Raw genomic sequence first — 22881 nt, 5'->3', positions numbered from 1 at the left:
CTGCCTGAAGGCAGGGCCCGCACCACTAGGATGGTGGTATGGCGAAGAACAAGGGCGCCACACGGGCACTCCAGGTACTCAACCGTGCGGGCGTGGACTACGAGCTCATAGAATATGAGCACTCCGAGCAGATGGATGGCGGTTACGCGCTGGATACCTCGCGGGTGCTCGGAATTGACCCGCACATGATCTTTAAGACCCTGCTGGCCACTGTGGATGGGCGCCCGGTCGTCGCCGTTGTGCCGGCCTCGGGGCGGCTCAGCCTCAAGGCTCTGGCGAGGGCGGCGGGTGGCAAGAGCGCCGCGATGGTTGCCCCGCACGACGCCGAGAAGCTCACGGGTTATGTGCGCGGCGGGATCTCCCCGCTCGGGCAGATGCGCCAGCTACCCACCTGGATCGACGCCTCCGCCGAGCAGCTAGAGCGCATCGTGGTCTCCGCGGGCAAGCGAACCATGTCGGTAGCAGTGAGCCCGGCCGATTTGGCCGGGCTCACTCGGGCGCGATTTGCCCCTATCGGGACGTGATTACTTCATGCCGCCGAAGAACTTCTCCCACGGCATGTCGAGCGGGGCGTCCTTCTCGATGATCTCATACAGGTAGCGGCACAGCGGGAAGTCCTCAGGCTTGATAACGCCGCGCTCGGTGAGCGGCTCGAGTGCTCCGCCGATCACGCGGATCGCCTGGACACCCTCGAGGGTGACGCCCTTCATGAGGGAATCGCGCACTTCGGAGAACGGGATGCCCTCACCGACGTAGGTGCCGGCGCGGACGTTGCGCCCGCCGGCCGAGGTGACGTACATGTCGCCCACGCCCGCCAAGCCGTCTGCCGTCTCAGGCTTGCCGCCCAGCAGCGTCATGAACTGGCGCAGCTCCGTTTGGCCCTGGCCGAAGACGGCCGCGTTGTAGTTGAAGCGCACGTAGCGGTCGTCCTGCTTGCCTTCCTTGCGCAGCAGACCGGCACCGAGGCCGGCGGCGAAGGCGTAGATGTTCTTTGTGGCTGCACCGATTTCGCAACCGCGGAAGTCGGTGGACGTCCACACGTGGTAGTAGTCCGTGCGGAAAAGATCGGCCAGGTAGTCGAGCGAAGCCTGATCCTCGCCGGCGAAGATCACGCAGGTATCGTGGTGGACCGCAACCTCGCCGGCGATCGACGGGCCGACGATCGCGTTCCAGGTCACGGCCTTGGCCAGGTCCTCGTCGAAGAAGGAGCGCAGCACGTCGGGCAGGAGGTGGAGCGTGCCGTCGTCGTCGGCCTCCATGCCCTTGGTGACGTTGAGTACCTTCATGCCGGGCTTGACGAGCTTGGCAAGGCGCTCGCCCGCCCAGTGAACGCCGAAGGAATTGACGCCGGACATCGCCACGTCCGCGCCTTCGAAGGCGGCCTCGGCGTCCTCAAGCTGGTAGGCGACCACCTTGTCGTTGACCTTGAGCCCGAGATCGGGGTGGACGCCGGTGGTCTGGATCGACTCGATGATGTCGCGGTCGAGGTGAGTGCCTACGAGGTTAACCTTGTGGCCGTTTTCCGTGAGTGGGAAGGTCAGGGCGGTGGCCATGATGCCGGCGCCGAGAATTGCGATGGTTGCCATTTATTTCTCCTTCGTGGTGTAGGCCAAGATTGCCTCGGCCGTGTAGATATCGATGATGAATACGTGTGCGAGCTTGGCGCGCGCGGCCGCCACCATGGCGGGTGCCTTCTCGGCTTCGCCGGCGACGGCGACGGAGAGGCGGGCCTGTGTGAGGTTGCGTAACGGGTAGGCGATGGTGCGCCGCTCGAGCTGGGGGGAGATCGGGTTGCCGTCGGCGTCGACGTAGTGGGAGAGGATGTCTCCCACCGATCCCTTGCGTCGGAGCATGTCGATGCTCTCCTTAGTGATGAAGCCTGACTCGACGAGCACGGATTCCTTGCTGACGGTGCCGGGGGAGTAGACGACGAGGTCGGAGTTGGCCGCGCCCTCGAAGATCCGGGTGATGGCGGGCTCGGCCATGAGCTGTGGACCGAGGTCGGGGTTGCCGATGATCGTGGGGGCCGGCAGCGTGTAGGCGGTGCCGGGGGCCTTGCGAGCCATGGCGGAGATGGAGGAGGAGACTTCGTTGTCGCCGTGGTGGGTGGGGCCACCGTTGGTCTGGTAGACCTTGATGCCCGGCGACCAGTTCTCGGGCAGTGCGTTGGCCAGCGCCGTCATCGTGCGACCCCACGCCACTGCGAGGGAGCGGATCGGGGCGCGCCCCATGAGGTATTGGGCGGTCGCGCGGGCCACCAGCTGGCGGCCTTCCCCGTTGGTGTTCGGTACGACGATGACGCTCTTGAGCCCCAGCTGCTGGGCGATCTGCATCTCGAGGTGGTGGGTCTGGATGCGGGGGTGGTTGATGGTGATGGTGACGAGCCCGGTCTGGCGTGCCTCTTCGATGAGACGCCCGACGGTCCAGCGGGTGTAGCCAAGGCGCGTGCCAATCGCCTGCTGCGTGAGGCCTTCCATGTAATACAGGTAGGCTGCCTCGAACATGAGGTCGTCGCGGGACGAATGCGGCGTTGCTTTCTTCATGTTTTGAGTCTGTCAGCTATTCACTCATGTGGGGAGAGATTCGCCAACTGTGCTCATAAGTGCGCTCCTCCCCGGTGTCCGGTCTCACAGCGGGCGCGAGCGGGGAATCATGCGCTCCAGTGTATAGTTATGCGCATGACGTACTCTGTTGCTATTGCCGGCGTCACCGGTTACGCGGGTGGCGAGGTCGCGCGCATACTCGCGGCACACCCCGATGTGACGATCACGACGGTCGCCGCCCACAGCTCCAGCGGCGCCCTCGGCCAGCATCAGAGCCACCTATGGCCACTGCGCCACCTCGAGATACAGCCGCTGCAGCCGCAGAATCTTGCGGGGCACGACGTCGTCATCCTCGGCCTGCCGCACGGCGCCTCCGCCGCTTTCACGGCCCAGATCGAGCACATCAATCCCGACTGCCTCATCATCGACCTCGGCGCCGACCATCGCCTCACCGACCCGGCCGCATGGGAGCGCTACTACCACACAGCGCCCGCGCAGCCGTGGACCTACGGGATGCCCGAGCTCATCCACTGCGCGGGGCCGAGCCAGCGCGAGCTCCTCGCCACCACCCGGCGCATCGCCGCCCCGGGCTGCAACGCCTCGGCCGTCACCTTCGCGGCCCAGCCCGCCATCGCGGCGGGGATCGCCAGCGGGGAGGACATCGTGGCGATCCTCTCCGTTGGCTACTCCGGCGCCGGCAAGTCTCCCAAGCCCCACTTGCTGGCCGCGGAGGCCATCGAGTCGGCGTCGCCATACGCGGTGGGCGGCGTCCACCGGCACATCCCGGAGATAACGCAAAACCTGGGCGTGGCGGGCGCACGCTCCGTATCCGTGTCCTTTACCCCCGTCCTCGTACCGATGTCGCGAGGGATCTTGGCCACCGTCTCGATCCCCGTCAGCGGCGTAAGCCCCGAGCAGGTGCTCGAGGCATATCAGGCCGCCTACGCTGACGAACCCTTCGTCGTGTGGTCGCCCGACTGGCCGGCCACGGGCAGCGTGGTCGGCTCCAACCTGGCCCTCGTCCACGCCGAACTCGATGCCGACGCGCGGCGCATCACCGCCATCTGCGCGCTCGACAACCTGGTGAAGGGCACCGCCGGGGCCGCCACCCAGTCGATGAACCTCGCCCTTGGGCTGTCCGAAACCACCGGCCTTTCACAGATCGGAGTGGCGCCGTGATCCTCTTTTCTGACCCCACGCCGCACGTCGAGACGCTCGGCGTCACCGCTCCGCGCGGTTTCCGTGCCGCGGGCGTGCGTGCCGGGCTCAAGAGCGCGGGCCGGGACGTCGCGCTCGTCGTCAACGACGGCCCGCATCCGGTCTCGGCCGCCGTCCTCACCTCCAACCGCGTATTCGCGGCGCCCGTGCGCTGGATGAAGGAGATCGCCGAGGCAACCCACACCGTGGCCGTCATCAACTCCGGAGGGGCAAACGCCGCCACCGGCAAGCCCGGCTACGAGGACGCGCGGGCGAGCGCGGAACACGCGGCCACCCTCCTCGGGTGCGCACCCCAGGAGGTGGCGGTGTGCTCTACCGGCCTCATCGGGGAGCGCCTGCCCATGGAGAAATTGCTCGCGGGCGTCTCCAACGCCGCAGCGCGCCTCAGCACGGGCGGCGGAGCCGAGGCGGCCGAGGCGATCTGCACCACCGACACCGTCACCAAGCAGGCCGGCATCGCCGGGCCCTACACGATCGGCGGGATGGCGAAGGGCGCGGGCATGCTCGCCCCCGGCCTGGCCACGATGATCTGTGTCATCACCACCGACGCCGTGCTGAGCGCGGCGCAGGCCCAGGAGGCGCTTGAGGCCGCGGTGGCGGCGTCGTTCAATAGGATCGACTCCGACGGCGCGATGTCCACGAACGACACGGTTCTTCTGCTCGCTAGCGGTGCCTCCGGCGTCGCCGGCGAGGACTTCGTGGCAAATCTGACGGCGGTGGCCCAGTCGCTTGCCCGCCAGCTCATCGCGGACGCCGAGGGCGCCTCGCACGATGTCCTCATTCGGGTGTCGGGAGCCAGTTCGCAGGAGGCGGGGTTGGCCGTCGCCCGCGCCGTCTCCCGATCCAACCTTTTAAAGGCCGCCATCTTCGGCAACGACCCGAACTGGGGCCGCGTGATCTCCCAGGTGGGAACCGTCCCGGCCGATGTCGCACCCTTCGAGGCCGACGCGCTTGACGTCTACTTCAACGGCGTGCAGGTGTGCCGCGCCGGGGGAGTCGGCGAGGATCGTGGCCTAGTGGACCTCGCGGCAGACCGGGAGGTCACCATCGACATCGACCTGCACGCGGGAGGGGAGGTCGTCGAGCTGTGGACCAACGACCTCACCCACGACTACGTCCACGAGAACTCGGCGTATTCGACATGAGCATCCTCACGCGCCTGGCCGGCGCCCAACACAAGGCCGAAATCCTCATCGAGGCCCTACCCTGGATCAACGAATTCGCGGGGCGCCGCGTCGTGGTCAAGTATGGCGGCAACGCCATGATCAACGACTCCCTCAAGCGTGCCTTTGCCAAGGACATCATCTTCATGCACTCGGTGGGCCTGCAGCCCGTCGTCGTCCATGGCGGTGGCCCGCAGATCAACGCCATGCTTGAGCGGGTCGGCATCCAGTCCCAGTTCCGCGGCGGGTTGCGGGTGACAGACCGCGAGACGATGAACGTGGTGCGTATGGTGCTCACCGGCCAGGTCCAGCGCGAACTCGTCTCCCTCCTCAACGTCGACGGGCCGCGGGCCATCGGCTTTTCCGGGGAGGACGCGGGCCTGCTGAGCGCACGGCGCCGCACGGCCGACGTCGACGGAAAGAAGGTGGACATCGGGCACGTGGGCGACATTGTCTCGATCAACATCGAATCGCTCAATCACATGCTCACCTCCGGACATATCCCCGTCATCTCCACCGTTGCCACCGACGTCGACAACCCCGAGGAGGTGCTCAACGTCAACGCCGACACGGCTGCGGGAGCGATCGCCGACGCCGCCGGCGCGGACAAGCTCATCATGCTCACAGACGTTGAGGGTCTCTACCTCGACTGGCCGGATAAATCGTCGCTCGTCTCCGAGATCCATCCCGACGACCTACGCGCGCTCCTGCCCGTCCTCGACTCGGGGATGAAACCGAAGATGGAGGCTGCGCTCAGGGCAGTGGAGCGCGGCGTTCCCAAGGCCCACATCATTGACGGGCGGATGGCTCACTCCATTCTGCTCGAGATCTTCACCGACGACGGCATCGGCACCCAGGTCACGGCCGCGGCCCGGCGCGAGGCCGTGACCGGGGCGAAGGAGGAGAAGTGATGTCGGAACTATACTCTCAGCGGATGATGAACGCCTTTGGTGAGCCGCAGCTGGTGATCGAGCGCGGCGAGGGCGTTTACGTGTGGGACGAGAACGGCAAACGCTACCTCGATCTGCTTGCCGGCATCGCGGTCAACGCCCTTGGCTATGCCCATCCCGCGATCGTGCGTGCGATCACCGAGCAGGCGGGCAGGGCGACCCATGTGTCGAACTATTTTGCCACCGCACCACAGCTGGAGCTTGCCGGCGCGATTCAGCGCATGCTCTCCGACGAGGGCTATGTGGGCGCCTCAGCCCGGGTCTTCTTCTGTAACTCGGGAGCAGAGGCCAACGAGGCCGCCATCAAGATGGCTCGCCTGCACAAGCCGCGAGGAACGATCATCGCGCTCAAGGGTGGCTTTCACGGGCGCACGCTCGGCGCCCTGTCCATCACCCACAAACCCGCCATCCGTGAGCCCTTCGAGCCGCTTGGCGGAAACGTCATCTTCATCGACCCCAGCGTCGAGGCCCTCGACGCCGTCTTCAACGACGACGTTGCGGCGATCTTCGTCGAGACCATCCAGGGCGAGGCCGGCGTTGTTCCCGTCCCCGCTGCCTTCCTGCGCCGCGCCCGCGCCCTGTGCGAACGTTTTAATGCGCTGTTCGTGGTCGACGAGGTACAGACGGGTGTGGGGCGCACCGGACGATGGTTCGCCCACTCTGACCTCGTCAAGGCAGACGTCATCGCCCTGGCCAAGGGCCTGGGCGGGGGCGTTCCGATCGGAGCCGTCGTCGGGATCGAGAAAGCCGGGCGTCTGCTGACCCCCGGCAGCCACGGCACCACCTTCGGCGGCAATCCGTTGGCGTGTGCGGCAGCAAACGCCGTCGTCGGCGAGGTGGCCGGGCTGCTCGACCACGTGCGCGGAACGGGGCAGTGGCTAGCCGGCGAGCTCGAGGCGCGCGGGTTCGAGGTGCGCGGTGCGGGGCTGCTGCTCGGCGTCGTCGTCAAAGACGCCCCGGCGCTCCAGGCCGAGCTTTTGGGCCGGGGCTTCATCGTCAACGCGCCGAACACCACGACGATCCGGTTGGCGCCACCGCTTGTCATCACGCAAGATGAACTTGCGCCGTTCATCGAAGAAATGGAGAAACACTCGTGACAGGAACCATGGTGACCAAGGCGGCCCGGCTCGCCCGCATCACCGCCATCGTCGAATCCCAGCCCATTGGCTCGCAGGCCGAGCTGCGGGCGTTGCTCGCGGACGAGGGGATCGTGGTCACACAAGCCACGCTCTCGCGCGACCTCGACGAGCTTCAGGCGCGCAAGGTCCCCGACGGTATGGGTGGGCGCCACTACAAGGTGCCCAGCCCCGGTGTGGAGGGGGAGAGCGACGCACCCGCGGGCTTCCACCTGGAGCGCTGGGCCCGGGAGGTCATGGTCTCGGCCAAGTCGGCGGGAAACCAGATCGTGCTACGCACACCGCCCGGGGCCGCGCAGCTGCTGGCCTCGGCGCTCGACCGCGCCGTGCTCGACGGCGTGCTCGGCTGCATCGCCGGTGACGACACGGTGCTGGTCATTACCGAATCCACCAAACGTGCCGACGAGCTGCTTAGCCGCCTCATCGACATCGCTCACTCTTCTTCTAACAACTAAGAAAGGTTCATCATGGCAAAGGAACGCGTAGTCCTCGCATACTCCGGCGGACTCGACACGTCGGTGGCGATCGGCTGGATCGGCGAAGCGACCGGGGCGGAGGTCATCACCGTCGCCGTCGACGTCGGGCAGGGAGGCGAGGATCTCGACGTGGTCCGTCAGCGCGCGCTCGACTGCGGCGCCGTGGAGGCCTACGTGGCCGACGCTCGCGACGAGTTCGCCGAGGAGTACTGCATGCTCGACCTGCAGGCCAACGGCCTTTACATGGAGGCGTACCCGCTTGTTTCCGCACTTTCGCGGCCCGTCATCGTCAAGCACCTGGTGACGGCGGCCCGTCAGTTCGGCGCCGAGACGGTTGCCCACGGATGCACCGGCAAGGGTAACGATCAGGTTCGCTTCGAGAACGGCATCACCTCGCTCGCCCCGGATATGAAGTGCCTCTCGCCCGTGCGCGATCTGGCCCTGACCCGCGAGTTCGCGATCAACTATGCCGAGAAGCACAACCTGCCCATCGAGACGACGAAGTCCAACCCCTTCTCGATCGACCAGAACGTTTGGGGCCGCGCGATCGAGACGGGCTACCTCGAGGACCTGTGGAACGCGCCCACCAAGGACGTCTACAACTACACCGACGATCCGTCCTACCCGCCTTTGCCTGACGAGGTTGTCATCACCTTCGAACGCGGCATTCCGGTGAAGATCGACGGGCGCGACGTCACGCCGCTCCAGGCGATTGAGGAGATGAACGCCCGCGCGGGCGCTCAGGGTATCGGCCGCATTGACATTGTCGAGGACCGCATGGTTGGCATCAAGTCGCGGGAGATCTATGAGGCTCCGGGTGCGATGGCTCTCATCACCGCCCACCGCGAGCTTGAGCGCGTGACGCTGGATCGTGAGCAGGCCCGCTTCAAGGAGCGCGTGGGGTTGCGTTGGTCGGAGCTGGTCTACGAGGGTCAGTGGTTCTCCCCGCTCAAGCGTTCCCTCGACGCCTTCATCCGGGACACCCAGGACTACGTCTCCGGCGAGATCCGCATGACGCTGCACGGCGGGCGCGCCGTGGTGACCGGCCGGCGCTCGCCGACTTCGCTGTATGACTTCAACCTGGCCACGTACGACCAGGGCGACACGTTTAACCAGTCGCACGCCCGCGGGTTCATCGCACTGACCGGCCTGACGGGCCGGCTGGCCGCGGCCCGCGACGTCAAGTTCGGCAAGGGTGAGGCGATGCCGAAGCTGCACCTGTCCTAGGGGAGCCAGGAATGAGAATGGCGCGGATTCGTCCGCGCCATTTTTGTCGCCCGATCCGCGAGCAGAGGTTACGAAACGGTAAGAATCCAAGGTCCCATCCACATGCGTAGACCTTAGGGTAGCCTAACCTTCGGCATTTGGCGGTCTGTGTGTGCACTGACAGGCCATTCAATCAATGACCCCGATGGGTCTTACGCATGTTGGAGGTTATATGCGCGGCCGTTTTGGACGCATAATCGCGGCGCTATCCATGGGCGCTCTCACGGCAACGACGATAGCGGCGATACCGTCTGCCGTGGCGGCACCACCGGTTGACGAAGAGATCGCCCGATCATCGGATGCGTCGTGGCATTCCGTCATCGTCGTCATGGATGACAAGCACGAGGAGAAGGGTGTCCCCGCCACCACCCCGCAAGAAAAGATCGATCACGTGCAAGACCTGATCGACACGGCCAAGTCCTCTCAACGGGCCGTCCTCGCCAAGCTTGAGGGCGCCGAGAAGGATCACCAGGCCCACGACGTCCAGCCGCTCTACGTCGTCAATGCGGTCTCGGCCACGGTGACGAAGGAAGTCGCCCTCGACCTGGCAAAGACGCCGGGAGTGAGCGAGGTCAGCATCGACCACAAGATTGAGGCCGATCCGATCTCCGACGACTCCGGCATGCGCATGTCGGCCCTTGGCGGCAAGCCCGCCGCGTTGCACCTCCCGTGGAACCTGAGGCAAATCTCCGCCTCGGAGGGCCTGCTCGACGAATATGCCGGAGAGGGCGTCACGGTGGGCATCATCGATTCCGGCGTCGACGTCACTCATCCTGCCCTCAAGGACAAGTGGCGCGGCAATACTGGCGACAAGGCGGTGAGCTGGTATGACACCGTAGGAACCACGACCGAGCCCGTCGACTCCACGGGCCACGGCACCCACGTCGCCGGAACGATCCTCGGCTCCGATCCCAGCGGGACCGGCTACCTCGGCGTCGCGCCCAAGGCCACCTTCATCGCGGCCCGCGTCTTCGACGAGGAGGGCGAGACGAGCGACTCGCGCCTGCTCCAGGCCATGCAGTGGATGCTCGCCCCGGTTGACAGTCAGGGAGTGAGGCACCCCGAGCTCGCCCCGCGCGTCGTCAACAACTCGTGGGGAAGCTCCGCCACCAACCTCCTCTTCCAGGACGCCCTCAAGCAGTGGCGCAAGGCCGGCATCCTTCCCGTCTTCTCGGCGGGTAACGTCGATGGGAACAACCCCGGCGGCCCGGGTTCAATCACCCAGCCGGGTTCCTTCCCGGAGGCCTTCGCCGTCGGCGCGCTGCGATCCGACGACGTCGTCGCGAAGTTTTCGCTACGCGGCCCATCAAAGTACACGGAGCGGGCCAAGCCCGACATCGCGGCCCCCGGCGTGAACATCCGTTCGGGGTGGACCAAGCAGTCGATGAAGATCCAGTCGGGCACCTCCATGGCCGCCCCGCACGTGACCGGCGTCGCCGCCCTCGTCCTGGGCGTCAATCCGAAGCTGACGGTAGACGAGCTGGAGAGCATCCTGCGAAGCTCCGCCACGCCGCTGACCGACCCGCAGCACGTGAACTCCCCGAACCACGCCTACGGCGCCGGCAAGGTCAACGCCGCCCTCGCCATCGACATGGCCAAGGCAGATTCGAGCATCGGGACCGTTCAGGGCAACGTGTACGTCCGCGGTGTCGACGCCGACGCGCCGCACATCGAGCACACACCCGTGAGCGTCTTCTACCGTGCCACGACGACCGACGTGACCGCGAAGGTCACCGACGACACCGGCGTCGCCTCCGTCTCCCTCAAGATCACGGGAGGCGCCGGGGAACGCACGGAAGCGATGAAGCTGGTCAAGGGCACGAAGGTTGAGGGAACATACGAGTTCGTCGTCTCCCCGACGACGCTCGCCTCCGACGACGTCTCCTACCGGATTTGCGCCACCGACCGCGAAAAGAAAGAGGCCTGCACCCCGGTCCACGGCTTCGAGCAGAAGGTCTCCGTCAGCGTCGGCTGGAGTGAAGACTTCGAATCCGGCACGGACGGCTTCGAGATGAGTGGCGAGACGCCGATGTGGGCGTGGGGCGCGCCGGCGGCGTCGCTGAAGCGTCCGACGTCGGGTGAGAAGCTCGTGGGCGTGGGACTGGATGGCCAGGGTTACCCGGGTCTGAAGGATTCGGTGCTCCTGACCCCGCCGATCGGCCTGAAAGCTGGGGATTCTGCTGCCCTGACGTTCAAACACTGGTATGACCTCGATAACTACGAGTACGCGGCCTACGACACCGCGGAGGTGTGGGTCGGCGAGGTCCGCGAGGACGGCACCGTGGCGTGGGAAACCAAGCCCCAGCTGCTGTTCAAGAACCACGTGAGCGATTGGGAGCGCGGATACGTGGACCTGACGGCCTACGCCGGCAAGACGATCCGCGTGATGTTCGGCGTGCGCGGGGCGTGGAAGTCCGAGCACGCCACTGCAGGCTGGTTCATCGACGACATCGCCCTCGAGCCGATCCAGACCACGACCGTGGCGAAGGTCGAGGATGAACTCGCGATCACGAAACACGCCTCGGGCCGCACTGTCATCGATTTCGTCCCGATTAAGGACGAGAAGATCAGCGCCTACCGGCTCTACCGCGCCCACGACGACGGCCCCTTCAGCCGCGTCAAGGAGCTCACGGGCGCGGAGATCGGCAAGTACACTGTCTCCTTCTACGATTATCCGACGCCGCAGCAGGGCACCTACTCCTACTACGTCACCGCGGTGGCGGGCCAGGCCGAATCCGAGCCGTCCAAGATTCTCCAGCGCACCTTCACGGTGGGCGAGAAGATCTCGCTATTCGACTTCGAATCCGACGCCCAGGGTTGGACCTCGGAGCCAGATAGTAAGGGCAACGTCTTCGAGCGTGGCACCCCCTCACTCGACGACACGCAGGCGACCGGCAAGGCGCCGACCACGCCACAGAGCGCCGGCAAGAATCCGGGCAGCCCGAACGTGTTCGCGACCGTCCTGAACGATTACCGAAAGGCGAAGGCCACCTACTCGCTGACCTCGCCGAGCCTGGATCTGTCTGCGTACACCGACGTCACCATGTACTTCCAGCAGTGGTTCAACACCCGCGGCCGGACGGGTAGCGACGAGTGGACCACCTACGACGACGACATCGGCCACATCTACGTGCGCGCCAACGGGGGAGAGTGGAAGGAGATCTTCACCCTCAACGACGCCAAGATCGAGGAAGTCGATCCCACCGACAAGAAGACGGCCCTGCGCACCACAAACGCCTGGCACGTGGACGGCGTGGCCATCCCAGCCGAGTATCTGAGCGCCAACACCCAGGTAAAGTTCGAGCTGGTGACCGGCAGCGAGATATTCGACTTCGCCGGCGGCTGGTTCCTCGACGACATCCTGTTTGCCAACACGGCGGGAGCCACGATCCCGCAGCCGAAGCTGGCGCAGTCGGCGTCGTTGGGGATCTACGACGGTGAGGAGCTTTCTGCGCCGACGCTCGCACACGCACAAGCGGTGGCCAACGCCTCCGGGGCCGAAGGGGACGAGTCGTGGGTTCCCGCGACGAGTGCGACGGTCGAGCTCGCCGAGCGTGGGACGAAGGTATCCACCGAGGCCGGCACCGGCGCCTACCTGCTGCGTGGCCACGCAGGCGAGGCCGTCTTGGTGGCGAAGGCTCCCGGCTACCGGCCCGCGACGGCGACGGTGCAACTCGCGGACGCAAACACGCTGACGCAGCACTTCTACCTCGAGAAGGCCAACCCGCAGAAGGTCACGTTCACCGTAACGGACGGCTCCGGAAAGGGCGTGCGGGACGCTCGGGTGAGCGTGTACGCCAAGGGGCGGCCGGCGCCCGTGTTCACTGAGGCGGCGAGCGAGCCCGTCGCCTCCGAATTGCTGCCCGGCGAGTACACCCTGCGTGCCGGCGCTCCGGGCTACCTGGAGGCGGATATCCCGTTCACTGTAGAGGAAGGTAAGGAGGCCGGCGTCGATATCGAGCTTGCTCCCGCGACGATCGGGGAGACCGGTTGGATCTCCTACGACTCTGGCAACGCTGACGCGGCGCTGACCACCCTGGCCGGGGGAAAGACCGCGGCCGTGCGGTTCGACGCCGGCCAGGGTAGCCACGTGACGGGCGCGCGCTTCTACATCTTCCGCTCGGGTAAGGCCCAGGATTTCGAGTGGGCGCTGTGGGAGCACGACGACCGTGACGGCCTTCCCGGCCGCATGCTGGTCGGACCCGTGAAGGCCCGTGTCGAGGCAGGTGTTGGCGGCGGCTGGGTCGAGCTGCACACGCCCTACCCGATCCCGGTGCACGGATCCTACTACGTGTCCTACACGCAGCTCGATGGCGGCAAGGACAGGATCAGCCTCGGCGTGGATTCGAGAACCGACGGCTCCGAGCGAAGCTTCAAGCTCATCAACGATGCCTGGGTGAGCCCGGACGAAAAGGGCCAGTTCATGATCAACGCCCAGGAGGTGAGCGCGTGGGCGACACCGAAACCGCAGCCCGAGCCGACGCCGGAGCCAGCTCCGGACCAGTCGGACCAGTCGGACCAGCCGGGCCAGCCGGATCAGCCGGATCAGCCGGGCTCGCAGGCTCCCGCCAAGCCTGATACGCCGAGCGTGAGCGCTGCACCGACTACTGCTCCGGAAACGGCAAGACAGGGCTCGTCCCTACCGCTCACGGGCGCGCAGGTCGGCGGTCTGGCCGCGCTGGCGTTGCTCCTGGGCGCGCTGGGCATCACCGCAGTGACGCACGCCAGCAAGAAAAATAGGTAGCGTTAAGCCGTGTGGCCCGCCTGTCAGGCGGGCCACACCCATGCCCTCGCACATGTCGCGCTATCGCAACGGCTTGCCACGCAGGTCGGTGCCCAGACGCCGGTAGGCGACCGGCACGAGCGTCGCGCACCAGATGAGCCCGAAGATTCCGATGGCGATGGTTGCCCACAAACCGGCCCGCAGGTCGACCGCCGCCGTCATTCCGGAGATCACGAAGGGGCCCGCCGCCGTGCCGATGGCCACGATGGACTGCCAGATTCCGAGGAACGCCGCGCGATTCGTGGTGGGGGAGAGGTCGGCACCCATCGTCATGACGATGCCGGCGCCGAAGCCGTTGCCGAAGCCGAGGATCGCTGCGCCCACGACGAAACCGACCGGGGAAGTCCAGGCGACCATCACGACGATGCCGATCGGCATGAAGAGCAATGAAGGCAACAGCGCCCAGTGGCGCCCGCGGCGATCCATGAGGGAGCCGGAGACGATGAACATCATCGTGTCGAGCAGAGCGGTCACAGCGAACGTGGCGGTGATAAACGTGGGTTGGAAGCCGAGGAAGGTCCCCCACAGCGGCACGATAACCGAGCGGTTGGCCCGCAAGACGTTGAGGCAGTTGATGCCGATGCCAAGGATGAGGGTGGCCAGCTTCGAACGGTGCTCGAGCCCGCGGCTCCCGTCCTCACTCTGGCCGGCGGAGACGCGTTTGCGTTCGGTGGCCGGGTCAGGCACCACGTAGGCCACGATCAGGGCAAGGGCCAAGCAGATGAGCAGGATGTTGAAGATGAAGGTGGACTGCAGCGCCCACGCCGCCAGCAACGCGGTCGCCACCAACGGGCCGATGAGCTGGCCGATGCGCATCATCCCGCCGAGCGTGGACAGGCCGCGGGCACGCCACATGGGCGGAATTGATTCAGCCAAATACGCCTGCCGGGCCAGCGACCATGAGTTCGAACCGACCGCCAGGAACACGATAGAGGCGACGAAGACGACGCGGGACGGCGTCGTGCCCGGAAAAGCGAGAGTCCCCAGGAAGCCGCACATCGCCGCGATCGCCACCCCCGAACCGGCGATGAGCGCGGACTTGTCGCCTATCTTGGCGATAATCCTTCCCAGTATCGGCGAGATGACGATGGAGACGAAACCGAGCACGCCCACGGCCGCCGAGGAGCCGGCCTCGTCGAAACCGACATCGAGGGCAGCCAGGGCAAGGATGGGCATGACGGTTCCCGAACCAATGGCGAAGATGAGCGCCGGCAGGTAGATGGGCAGGATGAGCCGGGTGATGGGGTTGCGGTCGAGGATCTTAGGCAAGGTCTGCGCCCAGCGTCGCCACCATGACGGCTTTGATCGTGTGCATCCGGTTCTCGGCCTGATCGAAGACGACGGAGGCGGCCGAGGAAAAGACATCGTCGGTGACCTCGAGCGCGTCCATGCCGGTGGCCTCGTAGACCTCGCGGCCCACGGTCGTGTTGAGGTCATGGAAGGCGGGCAGGCAATGCATGAAGATCGCGCCCGGGCCGGCTGCCGCCATGAGCGCGGCGTTGACCTGATAGTCGCGCAGCGCCGCCACGCGCTCCTGCCAGACCTCCTTGGGCTCTCCCATCGACACCCACACATCCGTGGAGACGACGTCGGCGCCCTCGACCGCCGAGAGCTCGTCGGTGATCGTGATCCGGGCGCCCGTCTCCTCCGCGAAGTGTGAGGCAATCCGCACCGCTTCGGCGTCGGGCTGGTAGGCGCGCGGCGCCACGATCCGCACGTCCATCCCGAGCATCGCGGAGGAAACGAGAAGCGAGCGTCCGGTGTTGAACCGGGCGTCTCCGACGTAGACGTGCGTGACCTCTTCGAAGGGTTTGTCCACGTGTTCGAAGATCGTCAGAGCGTCGGCGAGCATCTGGGTGGGATGCCATTCGTCGGTCAGCCCGTTGTAGACCGGCACACCCGACCACGCGGCAAGCAGCTCGACGTCAGCCTGGGAGTTGCCACGGAATTCAATCGCATCGAAGAAGCGCCCGAGCACGGCCGCAGTGTCCGCGTAGCTTTCCTTGTGGCCGATCTGTGAGGTGGTCCCGTCTAGCATGGTCACGTGTGCGCCCTGGTGGTAGGCCGCCACCTCGAAGGCAGTGCGCGTGCGGGTGGATGTCTTTTCGAAGATGAGTGCGATCGTCTTGCCCGAAAGGCGCGCAACCTCGCGCCCCTCGTTCCGCTCTCGTTTGAGCTCGGCGGCCAGAGTGATCAGCGAGCGCCACTGCGCGGGGGTGAAATCAGCCTCCTTGAGGAAGGAGCGTCCGTGAAGTTCGTGCATGGTGGTAGTGTATCCGCACGCACGCCACAGGGCATCGGATTTCACCCCCGCGCGGGGGAAGTATTCGCAACTAGACAGTGGCAGGCTCGGACTTTGCCGGGCCGTCAGGGTAGCCGTCCGGGTTGGCGGACTGCCAGCGCCACGTGTCCTCGCACATGTCCTCGATGGTGAGCTCGGTCTTCCAGCCCAGCTCCTTGAGCGCGCGCGTCGGCTCGGCGTAGACCTCGTCGCGGTCGCCGGCGCGGCGGGGGGCGACCTCCTTGGGGATCTCGTGTCCGCAGGCCTTCTCAAAGGCGTGGACGAGCTCAAAGACGGAGGTGCCGCGTCCCGTGCCGAGGTTCCAAATCCGCACGTCCCACGGCCCGTCGACCATCTTCTCCAGCGTCACCACGTGCGCCTTGGCCAGGTCCACCACGTGGAGGTAGTCGCGGATGCATGAGCCGTCGCGCGTGGGGTAGTCATCGCCGAAGATGAGCAGCTTGTCCTGGCGGCCCGCCGCCACCTTGGCCACCGCCGGCATGAGGTTGTTCGGGATGCCGAGTGGGTTCTCTCCGATGCGCCCGGACTTGTGGGCGCCGACGGGGTTGAAGTAGCGCAGCAGGCCGAGCTTGAAGCCGTGAGCGTGGGCGATGTCGGTGAGGATGCGCTCGTTGGCCACCTTGGTGTAGCCGTAGGGGGAGAGGGAGTCGAGATGCTTTTCGTCTTCCAACAACGGCAGCGGCACGTCGCCGTAGACGGTAGCCGAGGAAGAGAACACGATCTCCTTCGTGCCGGCGGCGATCATGGCGCGGCAGATGGAGAAGGTGGTGTCGAAGTTGTTCTCATAGTAGTCCAACGGCTTTTCCACTGATTCGCCCACGGCCTTGTAGCCGGCGAAGTGAATGACGGCGTCCGGGCGGGTCTTAAGGAAGATCTTGCGGGTGATCTCCTGGTCGGTCAGGTCCGCCTTGTACCATTCTAGCGAGCGCCCCGTCAGCTCCTCCAGGCGATCGATGACGGTCTCCTTTGAGTTGGAAAAGTTGTCGACGATGACGGGCTCATGGCCCGCCGCGACCAATTCCACGACAGTGTGTGAACCGATGTATCCGGCTCCGCCTGCGACCAACACCTTCATTACTGTTCCCTTCTCTCGGTGTGCCTCTTATCATACTCGCCGCTGGCAATACCTGCACCGGCCAGGCTTCTTTGGCATGATTAAACCTATGGAACACTTGGCATTGTGGGGCGGTCGTTTCAGCGGCGCGCCCGCGGACGCGTTGAGCGAGCTTTCTCGCTCCACACACTTCGACTGGCGGCTGGCGCGCTATGATATCGCCGGCTCGCGCGCGCACGCCCGCGCCCTGCACGCGGCCGGGCTCCTCGACGATTCCGAGCTGACAAGCATGCTCGCCGCGCTCGCCGTCCTCGACGACGACGTCGCCTCCGGTGCGTTTGCCCCGAGCCCGGACGACGAGGACGTGCACACCTGCCTCGAACGCGGACTCATCGAGCGGGCGGGTAGCGAGCTCGGCGGCAAGTTGCGTGCCGGGCGTTCGCGTAACGACCAGATCGCCACGCTCATCCGCATGTACCTACGCGACCAGGCCCGCGTCATCGGCGGCAAGCTACTCGACGTCGTCGATGCCCTGATGCGCCAGGTGGAGTGCGCCGGGGATGCGATCATGCCGGGGCGCACCCACATGCAGCACGCTCAGCCGGTGCTCGTGGCCCACCAGCTACTGGCTCACGTGTGGCCGATGTTGCGCGACGTCGACCGGTTGACCGACCTCGACGTCAGACTCGCAGAGAGCCCCTACGGCTCGGGGGCGTTGGCCGGCAACACGCTCGGCATGGACCCCCAGGCCGTGGCCGCCGACCTAGGATTCTCCACGAGCTCGCCGAACTCGATCGACGCCACGTCCGCCCGCGATCTCGCGGCCGAGTTCGCCTTCGTCATGGCCCAGATCGGCATCGACCTGTCCCGCATCAGCGAGGAGATCATCATCTGGAACACGAAGGAGTTCTCCTTCGTCACGCTTGACGATGCCTTCTCCACCGGGTCGTCGATCATGCCCCAAAAGAAGAACCCGGATGTGGCCGAGCTCGCCCGCGGCAAGGCCGGCCGCCTCATCGGCGACCTCGCGGGGTTGCTAGCGGTGCTCAAGGGGCTACCGTTGGCCTACGACCGCGATCTGCAGGAGGACAAGGAACCCGTCTTCGACCAGGTGGATACCCTCGACGTGCTCCTGCCCGCAGTCGCCGGCATGATCGCCACGATGAAGCTCAACTACGAACGCATGGCCGAGCTCGCCCCCCAGGGCTTCTCACTCGCCACCGACATCGCCGAGTGGCTTGTTCGCAGGGGCGTTCCCTTCAGGCAGGCCCACGAAATCTCGGGCGCCTGCGTGGCCACCTGTGAGCGGTTGGGTATCGAGCTGTGGGACCTTACTGACGACCAGTTCACCCGCATCGATCCGCGGCTGACGCCCGCCGTCCGCGAGGTACTCACCGTTGAGGGCTCAGTGGCCGCGCGTCGTGGGCGGGGAGGGACTGCGCCCGAACGCGTGCGCGAACAACGTGATGAGGCCTCCCGCCGGATCGCCGAACTGCGCGAGTTTACCGATTCGCGCATCGTCGCCCGATAAATCCCTAGCATCCGCCCGCGGCCGCCGGTCTCGCACCGGCGGCCGCGGGCGTTGCGCTAGGCGAGCGGCGGAAACTCCTCAAGGGAGAACACCCGCTCGAGCGGCAGGTCAAAGAATGCCGCGATGCGAAGGGCCAAATGGAGCGAGGGCGCGTACTCGCCGCGCTCAAGATAACCTATGGTCTGGTAATGCACGCCGAGTGCCTCGGCGAGCTCGCGCCGAGACACGCCCCGGTCCGTACGGAGCAGGGCGATCCGATTGTATACGACGTCTTCTTTCATCAGATTCCCAGGGTGTTCTTCATCTTTTGCTGGGCGCGCGCCACGGTACCCATGCTGACCTTGCTAAAGCTCAAGGTTATCGCCTTGCGGGCCACGATCATCCCGAGGATGGCCCACGCGGCTAGCACCGAAGCCGACATCGCGATGTTTCCGGTCCCTCCGATGAACACCCAGCGCGAGACGATGCCGGCGTGGTAGAACGGCAGCGGTTTCGATACGCCCTGGAGCCAGCCTGGTAGTACGTCGAGGGGGAAGAAGATCCCCGAGATCGCCATCAGCGCCATGAAAACAAGCATGCCGATGAGTAGTGCTGTTGTCGAGCGCGTGAAGGCGCCGATGATGAAGCCGAGCGGCGCCGTGGCGGCGAGGGTGAGGAGGAGGAAGGGGATCGCGAGTGCCATCTTCGTCCACGTCAGGTTGAAGCCGGGGATGAAGAGGGCCGTGGCGAGGAGGATGAGCGCCTGGGGGACGAGGATAACCCCCGCCGAGGTCGCGAGCTTCGCCGTCGACCAAATCTTCACCCCCTTCGGCAAAGTCCGCACCCGCAACAGCGTGCCAGCCATGTACTCGTTATACATCTCCGCCGCGATCTGGTAGGCCACCATCGCCGAGAAACCGACGAGCGAGCTGGCAACGAGGTAGTGACCCGCGCTGACGTCGAGGTCCCCGATCGTGCCCGTCAATCGGCGCCCGAGGAAGGTCCACAGGGCGGGGATGATGAGGATGTTGAGCGTGGACAGACCGAGGAGTTGTGGGCGCAGGTCCGCCACGGCCTGGATCTTGACAGCCTTGGCAAAAGACATCGTTTTTTCTCCTTAACTGGCGCGCTGGTGGCCGACCAGCTCGAGGTAGGCGTCTTCGAGAGTGGGTCGGGTGATGGTCAGGCCGGTGACGGCCGACAGATCGAGGGTGGAGACGAACTGCTCAACATGCTCGGTCGGATGGACCTGGCGCGTCCCGCCCTCCACCCATGTCACCTCGGCCGGGCGCACGAGCTTCTCGCGTAGCTCCGTTGCGGTGCCGCGGGCCGCGACGACGCCGTCGTTAATGATGGCGATCTTGGTGGAGAGCTTCTCAGCCTCGGTCAGATCGTGGGTGGTCATGAGGACGCCGGTGCCGCGGTCGGCGGCGTCGGAGATGAGGTCGTGGATCTCGAGCTTGCCGGCTGGATCGAGCCCGGTAGTCGGCTCGTCGAGGATGAGCAGGTCCGGCTGGCCAATGAGTGCTGTGGCGAAGTCTGCCCGCCGGCGTTGGCCGCCCGAGAGCTGGCCGAGGCGCTGGTCCTTCTTGTCGGAGAGCCCTACGCGGGCGAGCAGCTCGTCGACGTCGTGGGTGGGTCGGCCAGCTGCCTTGAATGCCTGCTCAACCCAACCCAGCTGATCACTCACGCGCCACTTGGCGTGGTCCGTCCAGTGCTGCTGGACCAACCCGATGCGCGTCCAGACGGGCCCGCCGTCGAAGACGGACACGGTTCCCGACGCCGGGGCGTAGGTACCGAGGATGATCTCGATCAGCGTGGTCTTGCCGGCTCCGTTGGGTCCGAGAACGGCGAGAAGCTCGCCGGCATCGAGGCTGAGCGAGACGCCCTTCAGAACCTCGTTCTTGCCGTAGGCGAAGCATACGTCGGTGACGGTTAGCATAAAGCCTCCTGATATCGTCTTGACGGAACAAAGTGTAGTAGACATACTACATTTCGTCAACGGTGTTCGTCGACACGTAGATGCGGCACTGCCTTACCGGCGTCGTGAAGAAGGTTAGAATTGAGCCAAGCGAAGCGGATAGGGCAAAATTGATGTGGTTCGCCACGGCGGCGAACGCGAATGAAAGGCAATGAAGTGACCGACGTCCTCGATGAACTGCAATGGCGCGGGCTAATCGCCCAGACCTCCGATATCGACCAGCTGCGCAAGGCGCTCTCGGACGGCCCGGTAACCTTCTATTGCGGCTTCGACCCGACGGCGGCCTCCCTCCACCACGGCCACCTCGTGGCGGTCAAGGTCATGCACCACCTGCAGATGGCGGGTCACAACCCGCTCGTGCTCGTGGGCGGGGCCACCGGGCTAATCGGCGACCCGCGCGCCAAGGGAGAGCGCCAGCTCAACACGAAGGACGTGGTGGCCGGCTGGGCCGAGGCGCTGCGCGGGCAACTGGAGAGCCTGCTCGACTTTGAGGGGGAGCACGCCGCCCGGACAGTCAACAACCTCGACTGGACCAATGAGCTGTCGGCGATCGACTTCCTGCGCGACCTTGGCAAGTACTTCCGCATGGGCACCATGCTGAACAAGGACATCGTCCGGCGGCGCCTCGAATCGGAGGAGGGCCTGTCCTACACCGAGTTCTCCTACCAGATCCTCCAGGCCAACGACTACCTCCAGCTCTACCGCAGATATGGTTGCACGCTCGAGGTGGGCGGGGACGACCAGTGGGGCAACCTCGTGGGAGGCCTCGACCTCATCCGCAAGACGGAAGGGGAGTCGGTGCACGTGCTGACCAACCCGCTCATCACCAAGGCCGACGGCACGAAGTTCGGCAAGACCGAGGGCGGCGCCGTGTGGCTCAACCCCGAGATGCTCAGCCCCTACAAGTTCTACCAGTTCTGGCTGAACACGGCCGACGAGGACGTGGTCCGGATGCTCAAGGTCTTCACCTTCCTGGATCGGCAGAGGATAGAGGAGCTTGAGGCCGCGGTCGCGCAGCGACCCCAGGCGCGCGAGGCGCAACGGGTACTGGCCGAGGAGGTCACCACCTGGGTCCACGGCGCCGAGGCGACCGAACGTGCCAAGCAGGCCTCGCTCGTGCTGTTTGGCAAGGCTGAGCCGGCGGGGCTGGACGAGCGCACGCTGCACGACGCGACGGCCGAGCTTCCCTCGGCGGAGGCGAAGGTTGGCGATGCCGTGGTGGACATCCTCGTCTCCCTCGGGCTGGAAAAGGGGGCGGGTGCGGCGCGCCGAACGATCGACGGCGGTGGCGTGTATATCAACAACGCCAAGGTCGCGGATGCTGAGAGGGTGATCGAGGCCAGTGATGTCCTGCCCGGTTCGCTCGTGTTGTTGCGCAAGGGCAAGAAGAATATGACGGCGATCCGGATCTAGGTTCGCAGCGAGGAAAAAGGCGCCGGGGTTCCCCGGCGCCTTTTTCCTGCTATCGCTTGGCCGAAGGTCCTAGGTTGCGGTAGGGCGAAAACTGTAGTTTGATTGTACCGAATCCACTAAGGGTTCCCTAAGAGAAAGATGGCTATGACTATTAAAAGACTTCTCGGCCTCGCTACCGCCTCGGTGCTCGCGCTGTCCGTGACGGCCTGCGCGCAGGATAATGCCGGCGGCAAGGACTCGGACGGCAAGCTCACCATCGTGGCGACCACCGGGTACCTTGGGGACGCGATCACCAACATCGCACCCGACGCCGACCTCACCGTGCTCGTCGGCCCCGGCGGCGACCCGCACACGCAGGAGCTGACCACCGCCGACACCGAAAAGATCGGCAAGGCGGACCTCGTGGTGTGGACCAGCCACGACATGGAGCACAAGATGATGGCCCAGTTCGACAAGCTCGGCGACCGCCAGCTCCCCGCCGGCGAGGCGATCCCCGAATCCGACCTCCTCCCGTGGGAAGAGGATGGAAAGATCGAGGGCCACGATCCGCACATCTGGAACGACCCGGTCGCCTGGCAGCTCGTGGTGACAGCCACCGCCGAGAAGCTCGCACAGATCGATCCGGACAACGCCAAGACCTACCGTGACAACGCCGCCGAGTACAACGGCAAGATCCAAGCGATGCACGAGGCTGCCAAGGCTGAGTTCGCCAAGATCCCCGCCGACCGCCGCACCCTCGTCACCGGACACGACGCCTTCAACTACCTCGGGCGCACCTACGACCTCGACATCTACGCCACCGATTTCGTCTCCTCCGAGTCCGAGATGTCGGCCGTCCAGATCAACGAGCTCGCCAAACTCATCGCCGAGAAGAAGGTCCCCGTCCTCTTCGCAGACAATCTCAAGAACCCCGAGGTCATCAAGCACCTGCAGGACGCCGTCAAAGCTGCAGGCTGGGACGTTAAGATTGCCGACGACGAGCTCTTCGCTGACACGCTTGGCGTGGAGGCTCCCGTCGACACCTACCTAGGCGCCTTCCAGCACAACGTCGACGCCATCGTTGCCGGTCTGAAGTAACGGGGCAAT

The 22881-nt window shown here is 65.6% G+C and carries 19 protein-coding genes; 11 read left to right on the top strand and 8 right to left on the bottom strand.

The window, feature by feature from the left end:
- Positions 1 to 38: 38 nt before the first annotated feature.
- A complete protein-coding gene (gene ybaK, locus J2S45_RS06085; protein WP_296930276.1) occupies positions 39 to 524 on the top strand; it encodes a Cys-tRNA(Pro) deacylase in 486 nt (161 codons plus the stop codon).
- Here ybaK and J2S45_RS06080 read toward each other — a convergent pair whose 3' ends face one another.
- Together J2S45_RS06080 and J2S45_RS06075 are read right to left on the bottom strand one after the other, a co-directional pair.
- Positions 525 to 1586 carry an NAD(P)H-dependent glycerol-3-phosphate dehydrogenase gene (locus tag J2S45_RS06080; RefSeq protein ID WP_270975415.1) on the bottom strand — a complete coding sequence of 354 codons (1062 nt, stop codon included), beginning with the start codon at positions 1584 to 1586 and terminating at the stop codon, positions 525 to 527.
- Entirely contained in the window at positions 1587 to 2543 is a 957-nt protein-coding gene (locus tag J2S45_RS06075; RefSeq protein WP_296930269.1) for a sugar-binding transcriptional regulator, read from the bottom strand. It lies immediately after the preceding gene.
- Positions 2544 to 2678: 135 nt separating this feature from the next.
- On the opposite strand from J2S45_RS06075, the gene argC reads away from it, so the two are divergent.
- The 7 genes from argC (at position 2679) to J2S45_RS06040 (ending at position 13496) form a co-directional block, all read left to right on the top strand.
- On the top strand, positions 2679 to 3722 hold the full coding sequence (argC, locus tag J2S45_RS06070) for an N-acetyl-gamma-glutamyl-phosphate reductase (protein WP_307634831.1): 1044 nt from the start codon (positions 2679 to 2681) through the stop codon (positions 3720 to 3722).
- Positions 3719 to 4906: a bifunctional glutamate N-acetyltransferase/amino-acid acetyltransferase ArgJ gene (gene argJ, locus J2S45_RS06065; protein ID WP_307634830.1), complete on the top strand. Its 1188-nt coding sequence runs from the start codon at positions 3719 to 3721 to the stop codon at positions 4904 to 4906. The genes argC and argJ overlap by 4 nt, the downstream gene beginning before the upstream one ends.
- Positions 4903 to 5835, top strand: a complete 933-nt coding sequence (gene argB, locus J2S45_RS06060) for an acetylglutamate kinase (RefSeq protein WP_307634829.1) — start codon at positions 4903 to 4905, stop codon at positions 5833 to 5835. The genes argJ and argB overlap by 4 nt, the downstream gene beginning before the upstream one ends.
- Positions 5835 to 6971 carry an acetylornithine transaminase gene (locus J2S45_RS06055; protein WP_307634828.1) on the top strand — a complete coding sequence of 379 codons (1137 nt, stop codon included), beginning with the start codon at positions 5835 to 5837 and terminating at the stop codon, positions 6969 to 6971. The genes argB and J2S45_RS06055 overlap by 1 nt, the downstream gene beginning before the upstream one ends.
- Positions 6968 to 7465 (top strand): arginine repressor, encoded by a 498-nt coding sequence (locus J2S45_RS06050; RefSeq protein WP_270975421.1) that lies wholly within the window; start codon positions 6968 to 6970, stop codon positions 7463 to 7465. The genes J2S45_RS06055 and J2S45_RS06050 overlap by 4 nt, the downstream gene beginning before the upstream one ends.
- A gap of 12 nt (positions 7466 to 7477) precedes the next feature.
- Positions 7478 to 8713, top strand: coding sequence for an argininosuccinate synthase (locus J2S45_RS06045; RefSeq protein ID WP_270975422.1), 1236 nt, complete (start codon positions 7478 to 7480; stop codon positions 8711 to 8713).
- Between the two features lie 250 nt (positions 8714 to 8963).
- The gene (locus tag J2S45_RS06040; RefSeq protein WP_307634827.1) at positions 8964 to 13496 is read left to right on the top strand and encodes a S8 family serine peptidase; all 4533 of its coding nucleotides are present in this window, start codon (positions 8964 to 8966) and stop codon (positions 13494 to 13496) included.
- A 60-nt stretch (positions 13497 to 13556) separates the two neighbouring features.
- Here J2S45_RS06040 and J2S45_RS06035 read toward each other — a convergent pair whose 3' ends face one another.
- The 3 genes from J2S45_RS06035 to galE form a co-directional block, all read right to left on the bottom strand.
- The gene (locus tag J2S45_RS06035) at positions 13557 to 14804 is read right to left on the bottom strand and encodes an MFS transporter (RefSeq protein ID WP_307634826.1); all 1248 of its coding nucleotides are present in this window, start codon (positions 14802 to 14804) and stop codon (positions 13557 to 13559) included.
- Positions 14797 to 15798: an ornithine carbamoyltransferase gene (argF, locus tag J2S45_RS06030; protein WP_307634825.1), complete on the bottom strand. Its 1002-nt coding sequence runs from the start codon at positions 15796 to 15798 to the stop codon at positions 14797 to 14799. The genes J2S45_RS06035 and argF overlap by 8 nt, the downstream gene beginning before the upstream one ends.
- Positions 15799 to 15868: 70 nt before the next feature.
- Positions 15869 to 16912, bottom strand: a complete 1044-nt coding sequence (galE, locus tag J2S45_RS06025) for a UDP-glucose 4-epimerase GalE (protein WP_270975426.1) — start codon at positions 16910 to 16912, stop codon at positions 15869 to 15871.
- A gap of 88 nt (positions 16913 to 17000) precedes the next feature.
- Between galE and argH the strand changes: the two genes are divergently transcribed.
- Positions 17001 to 18422: an argininosuccinate lyase gene (argH, locus tag J2S45_RS06020; protein WP_307634824.1), complete on the top strand. Its 1422-nt coding sequence runs from the start codon at positions 17001 to 17003 to the stop codon at positions 18420 to 18422.
- A 56-nt stretch (positions 18423 to 18478) separates the two neighbouring features.
- Here the strand turns inward: argH and J2S45_RS06015 are convergent, their stop codons facing one another.
- From J2S45_RS06015 to J2S45_RS06005, 3 genes are read right to left on the bottom strand one after another with little or no spacing between them, the layout of a single operon-like run.
- The gene (locus tag J2S45_RS06015) at positions 18479 to 18703 is read right to left on the bottom strand and encodes a helix-turn-helix transcriptional regulator (RefSeq protein ID WP_296930241.1); all 225 of its coding nucleotides are present in this window, start codon (positions 18701 to 18703) and stop codon (positions 18479 to 18481) included.
- Complete coding sequence (locus J2S45_RS06010; protein WP_307634823.1) at positions 18703 to 19506, bottom strand: ABC transporter permease; 804 nt, start codon at positions 19504 to 19506, stop codon at positions 18703 to 18705. The genes J2S45_RS06015 and J2S45_RS06010 overlap by 1 nt, the downstream gene beginning before the upstream one ends.
- A 12-nt stretch (positions 19507 to 19518) precedes the next feature.
- Positions 19519 to 20343: an ABC transporter ATP-binding protein gene (locus J2S45_RS06005; protein WP_307634822.1), complete on the bottom strand. Its 825-nt coding sequence runs from the start codon at positions 20341 to 20343 to the stop codon at positions 19519 to 19521.
- Between the two features lie 195 nt (positions 20344 to 20538).
- Between J2S45_RS06005 and tyrS the strand changes: the two genes are divergently transcribed.
- Together tyrS and J2S45_RS05995 are read left to right on the top strand one after the other, a co-directional pair.
- On the top strand, positions 20539 to 21795 hold the full coding sequence (gene tyrS, locus J2S45_RS06000) for a tyrosine--tRNA ligase (RefSeq protein WP_307635432.1): 1257 nt from the start codon (positions 20539 to 20541) through the stop codon (positions 21793 to 21795).
- A gap of 144 nt (positions 21796 to 21939) precedes the next feature.
- Positions 21940 to 22872, top strand: coding sequence for a metal ABC transporter substrate-binding protein (locus tag J2S45_RS05995; RefSeq protein ID WP_296930232.1), 933 nt, complete (start codon positions 21940 to 21942; stop codon positions 22870 to 22872).
- Positions 22873 to 22881: the final 9 nt, after the last annotated feature.

Source organism: Trueperella abortisuis, from assembly GCF_030811095.1.
Classification (GTDB): Bacteria; Actinomycetota; Actinomycetes; order Actinomycetales; family Actinomycetaceae; genus Trueperella; species Trueperella abortisuis.
Note: the sequence above shows the minus strand (reverse complement) of the source record. Positions and strands in the feature narration are given on the sequence as shown.

Excerpts from the sequence above, each read along its gene's own strand:
- J2S45_RS06080 (WP_270975415.1), bottom strand. The coding sequence starts at position 1,586 with ATGGCAACCATCGCAATTCTCGGCGCCGGCATCATGGCCACCGCCCTG.
- J2S45_RS06045 (WP_270975422.1), top strand. The coding sequence starts at position 7,478 with ATGGCAAAGGAACGCGTAGTCCTCGCATACTCCGGCGGACTCGACACG.
- J2S45_RS06075 (WP_296930269.1), bottom strand. The coding sequence starts at position 2,543 with ATGAAGAAAGCAACGCCGCATTCGTCCCGCGACGACCTCATGTTCGAG.
- J2S45_RS06015 (WP_296930241.1), bottom strand. The coding sequence starts at position 18,703 with ATGAAAGAAGACGTCGTATACAATCGGATCGCCCTGCTCCGTACGGAC.
- argB (WP_307634829.1), top strand. The coding sequence starts at position 4,903 with ATGAGCATCCTCACGCGCCTGGCCGGCGCCCAACACAAGGCCGAAATC.
- galE (WP_270975426.1), bottom strand. The coding sequence starts at position 16,912 with ATGAAGGTGTTGGTCGCAGGCGGAGCCGGATACATCGGTTCACACACT.
- J2S45_RS05995 (WP_296930232.1), top strand. The coding sequence starts at position 21,940 with ATGACTATTAAAAGACTTCTCGGCCTCGCTACCGCCTCGGTGCTCGCG.
- J2S45_RS06055 (WP_307634828.1), top strand. The coding sequence starts at position 5,835 with ATGTCGGAACTATACTCTCAGCGGATGATGAACGCCTTTGGTGAGCCG.
- ybaK (WP_296930276.1), top strand. The coding sequence starts at position 39 with ATGGCGAAGAACAAGGGCGCCACACGGGCACTCCAGGTACTCAACCGT.
- argH (WP_307634824.1), top strand. The coding sequence starts at position 17,001 with ATGGAACACTTGGCATTGTGGGGCGGTCGTTTCAGCGGCGCGCCCGCG.
- J2S45_RS06040 (WP_307634827.1), top strand. The coding sequence starts at position 8,964 with ATGGGCGCTCTCACGGCAACGACGATAGCGGCGATACCGTCTGCCGTG.
- argF (WP_307634825.1), bottom strand. The coding sequence starts at position 15,798 with ATGCACGAACTTCACGGACGCTCCTTCCTCAAGGAGGCTGATTTCACC.
- argC (WP_307634831.1), top strand. The coding sequence starts at position 2,679 with ATGACGTACTCTGTTGCTATTGCCGGCGTCACCGGTTACGCGGGTGGC.
- J2S45_RS06005 (WP_307634822.1), bottom strand. The coding sequence starts at position 20,343 with ATGCTAACCGTCACCGACGTATGCTTCGCCTACGGCAAGAACGAGGTT.
- J2S45_RS06010 (WP_307634823.1), bottom strand. The coding sequence starts at position 19,506 with ATGTCTTTTGCCAAGGCTGTCAAGATCCAGGCCGTGGCGGACCTGCGC.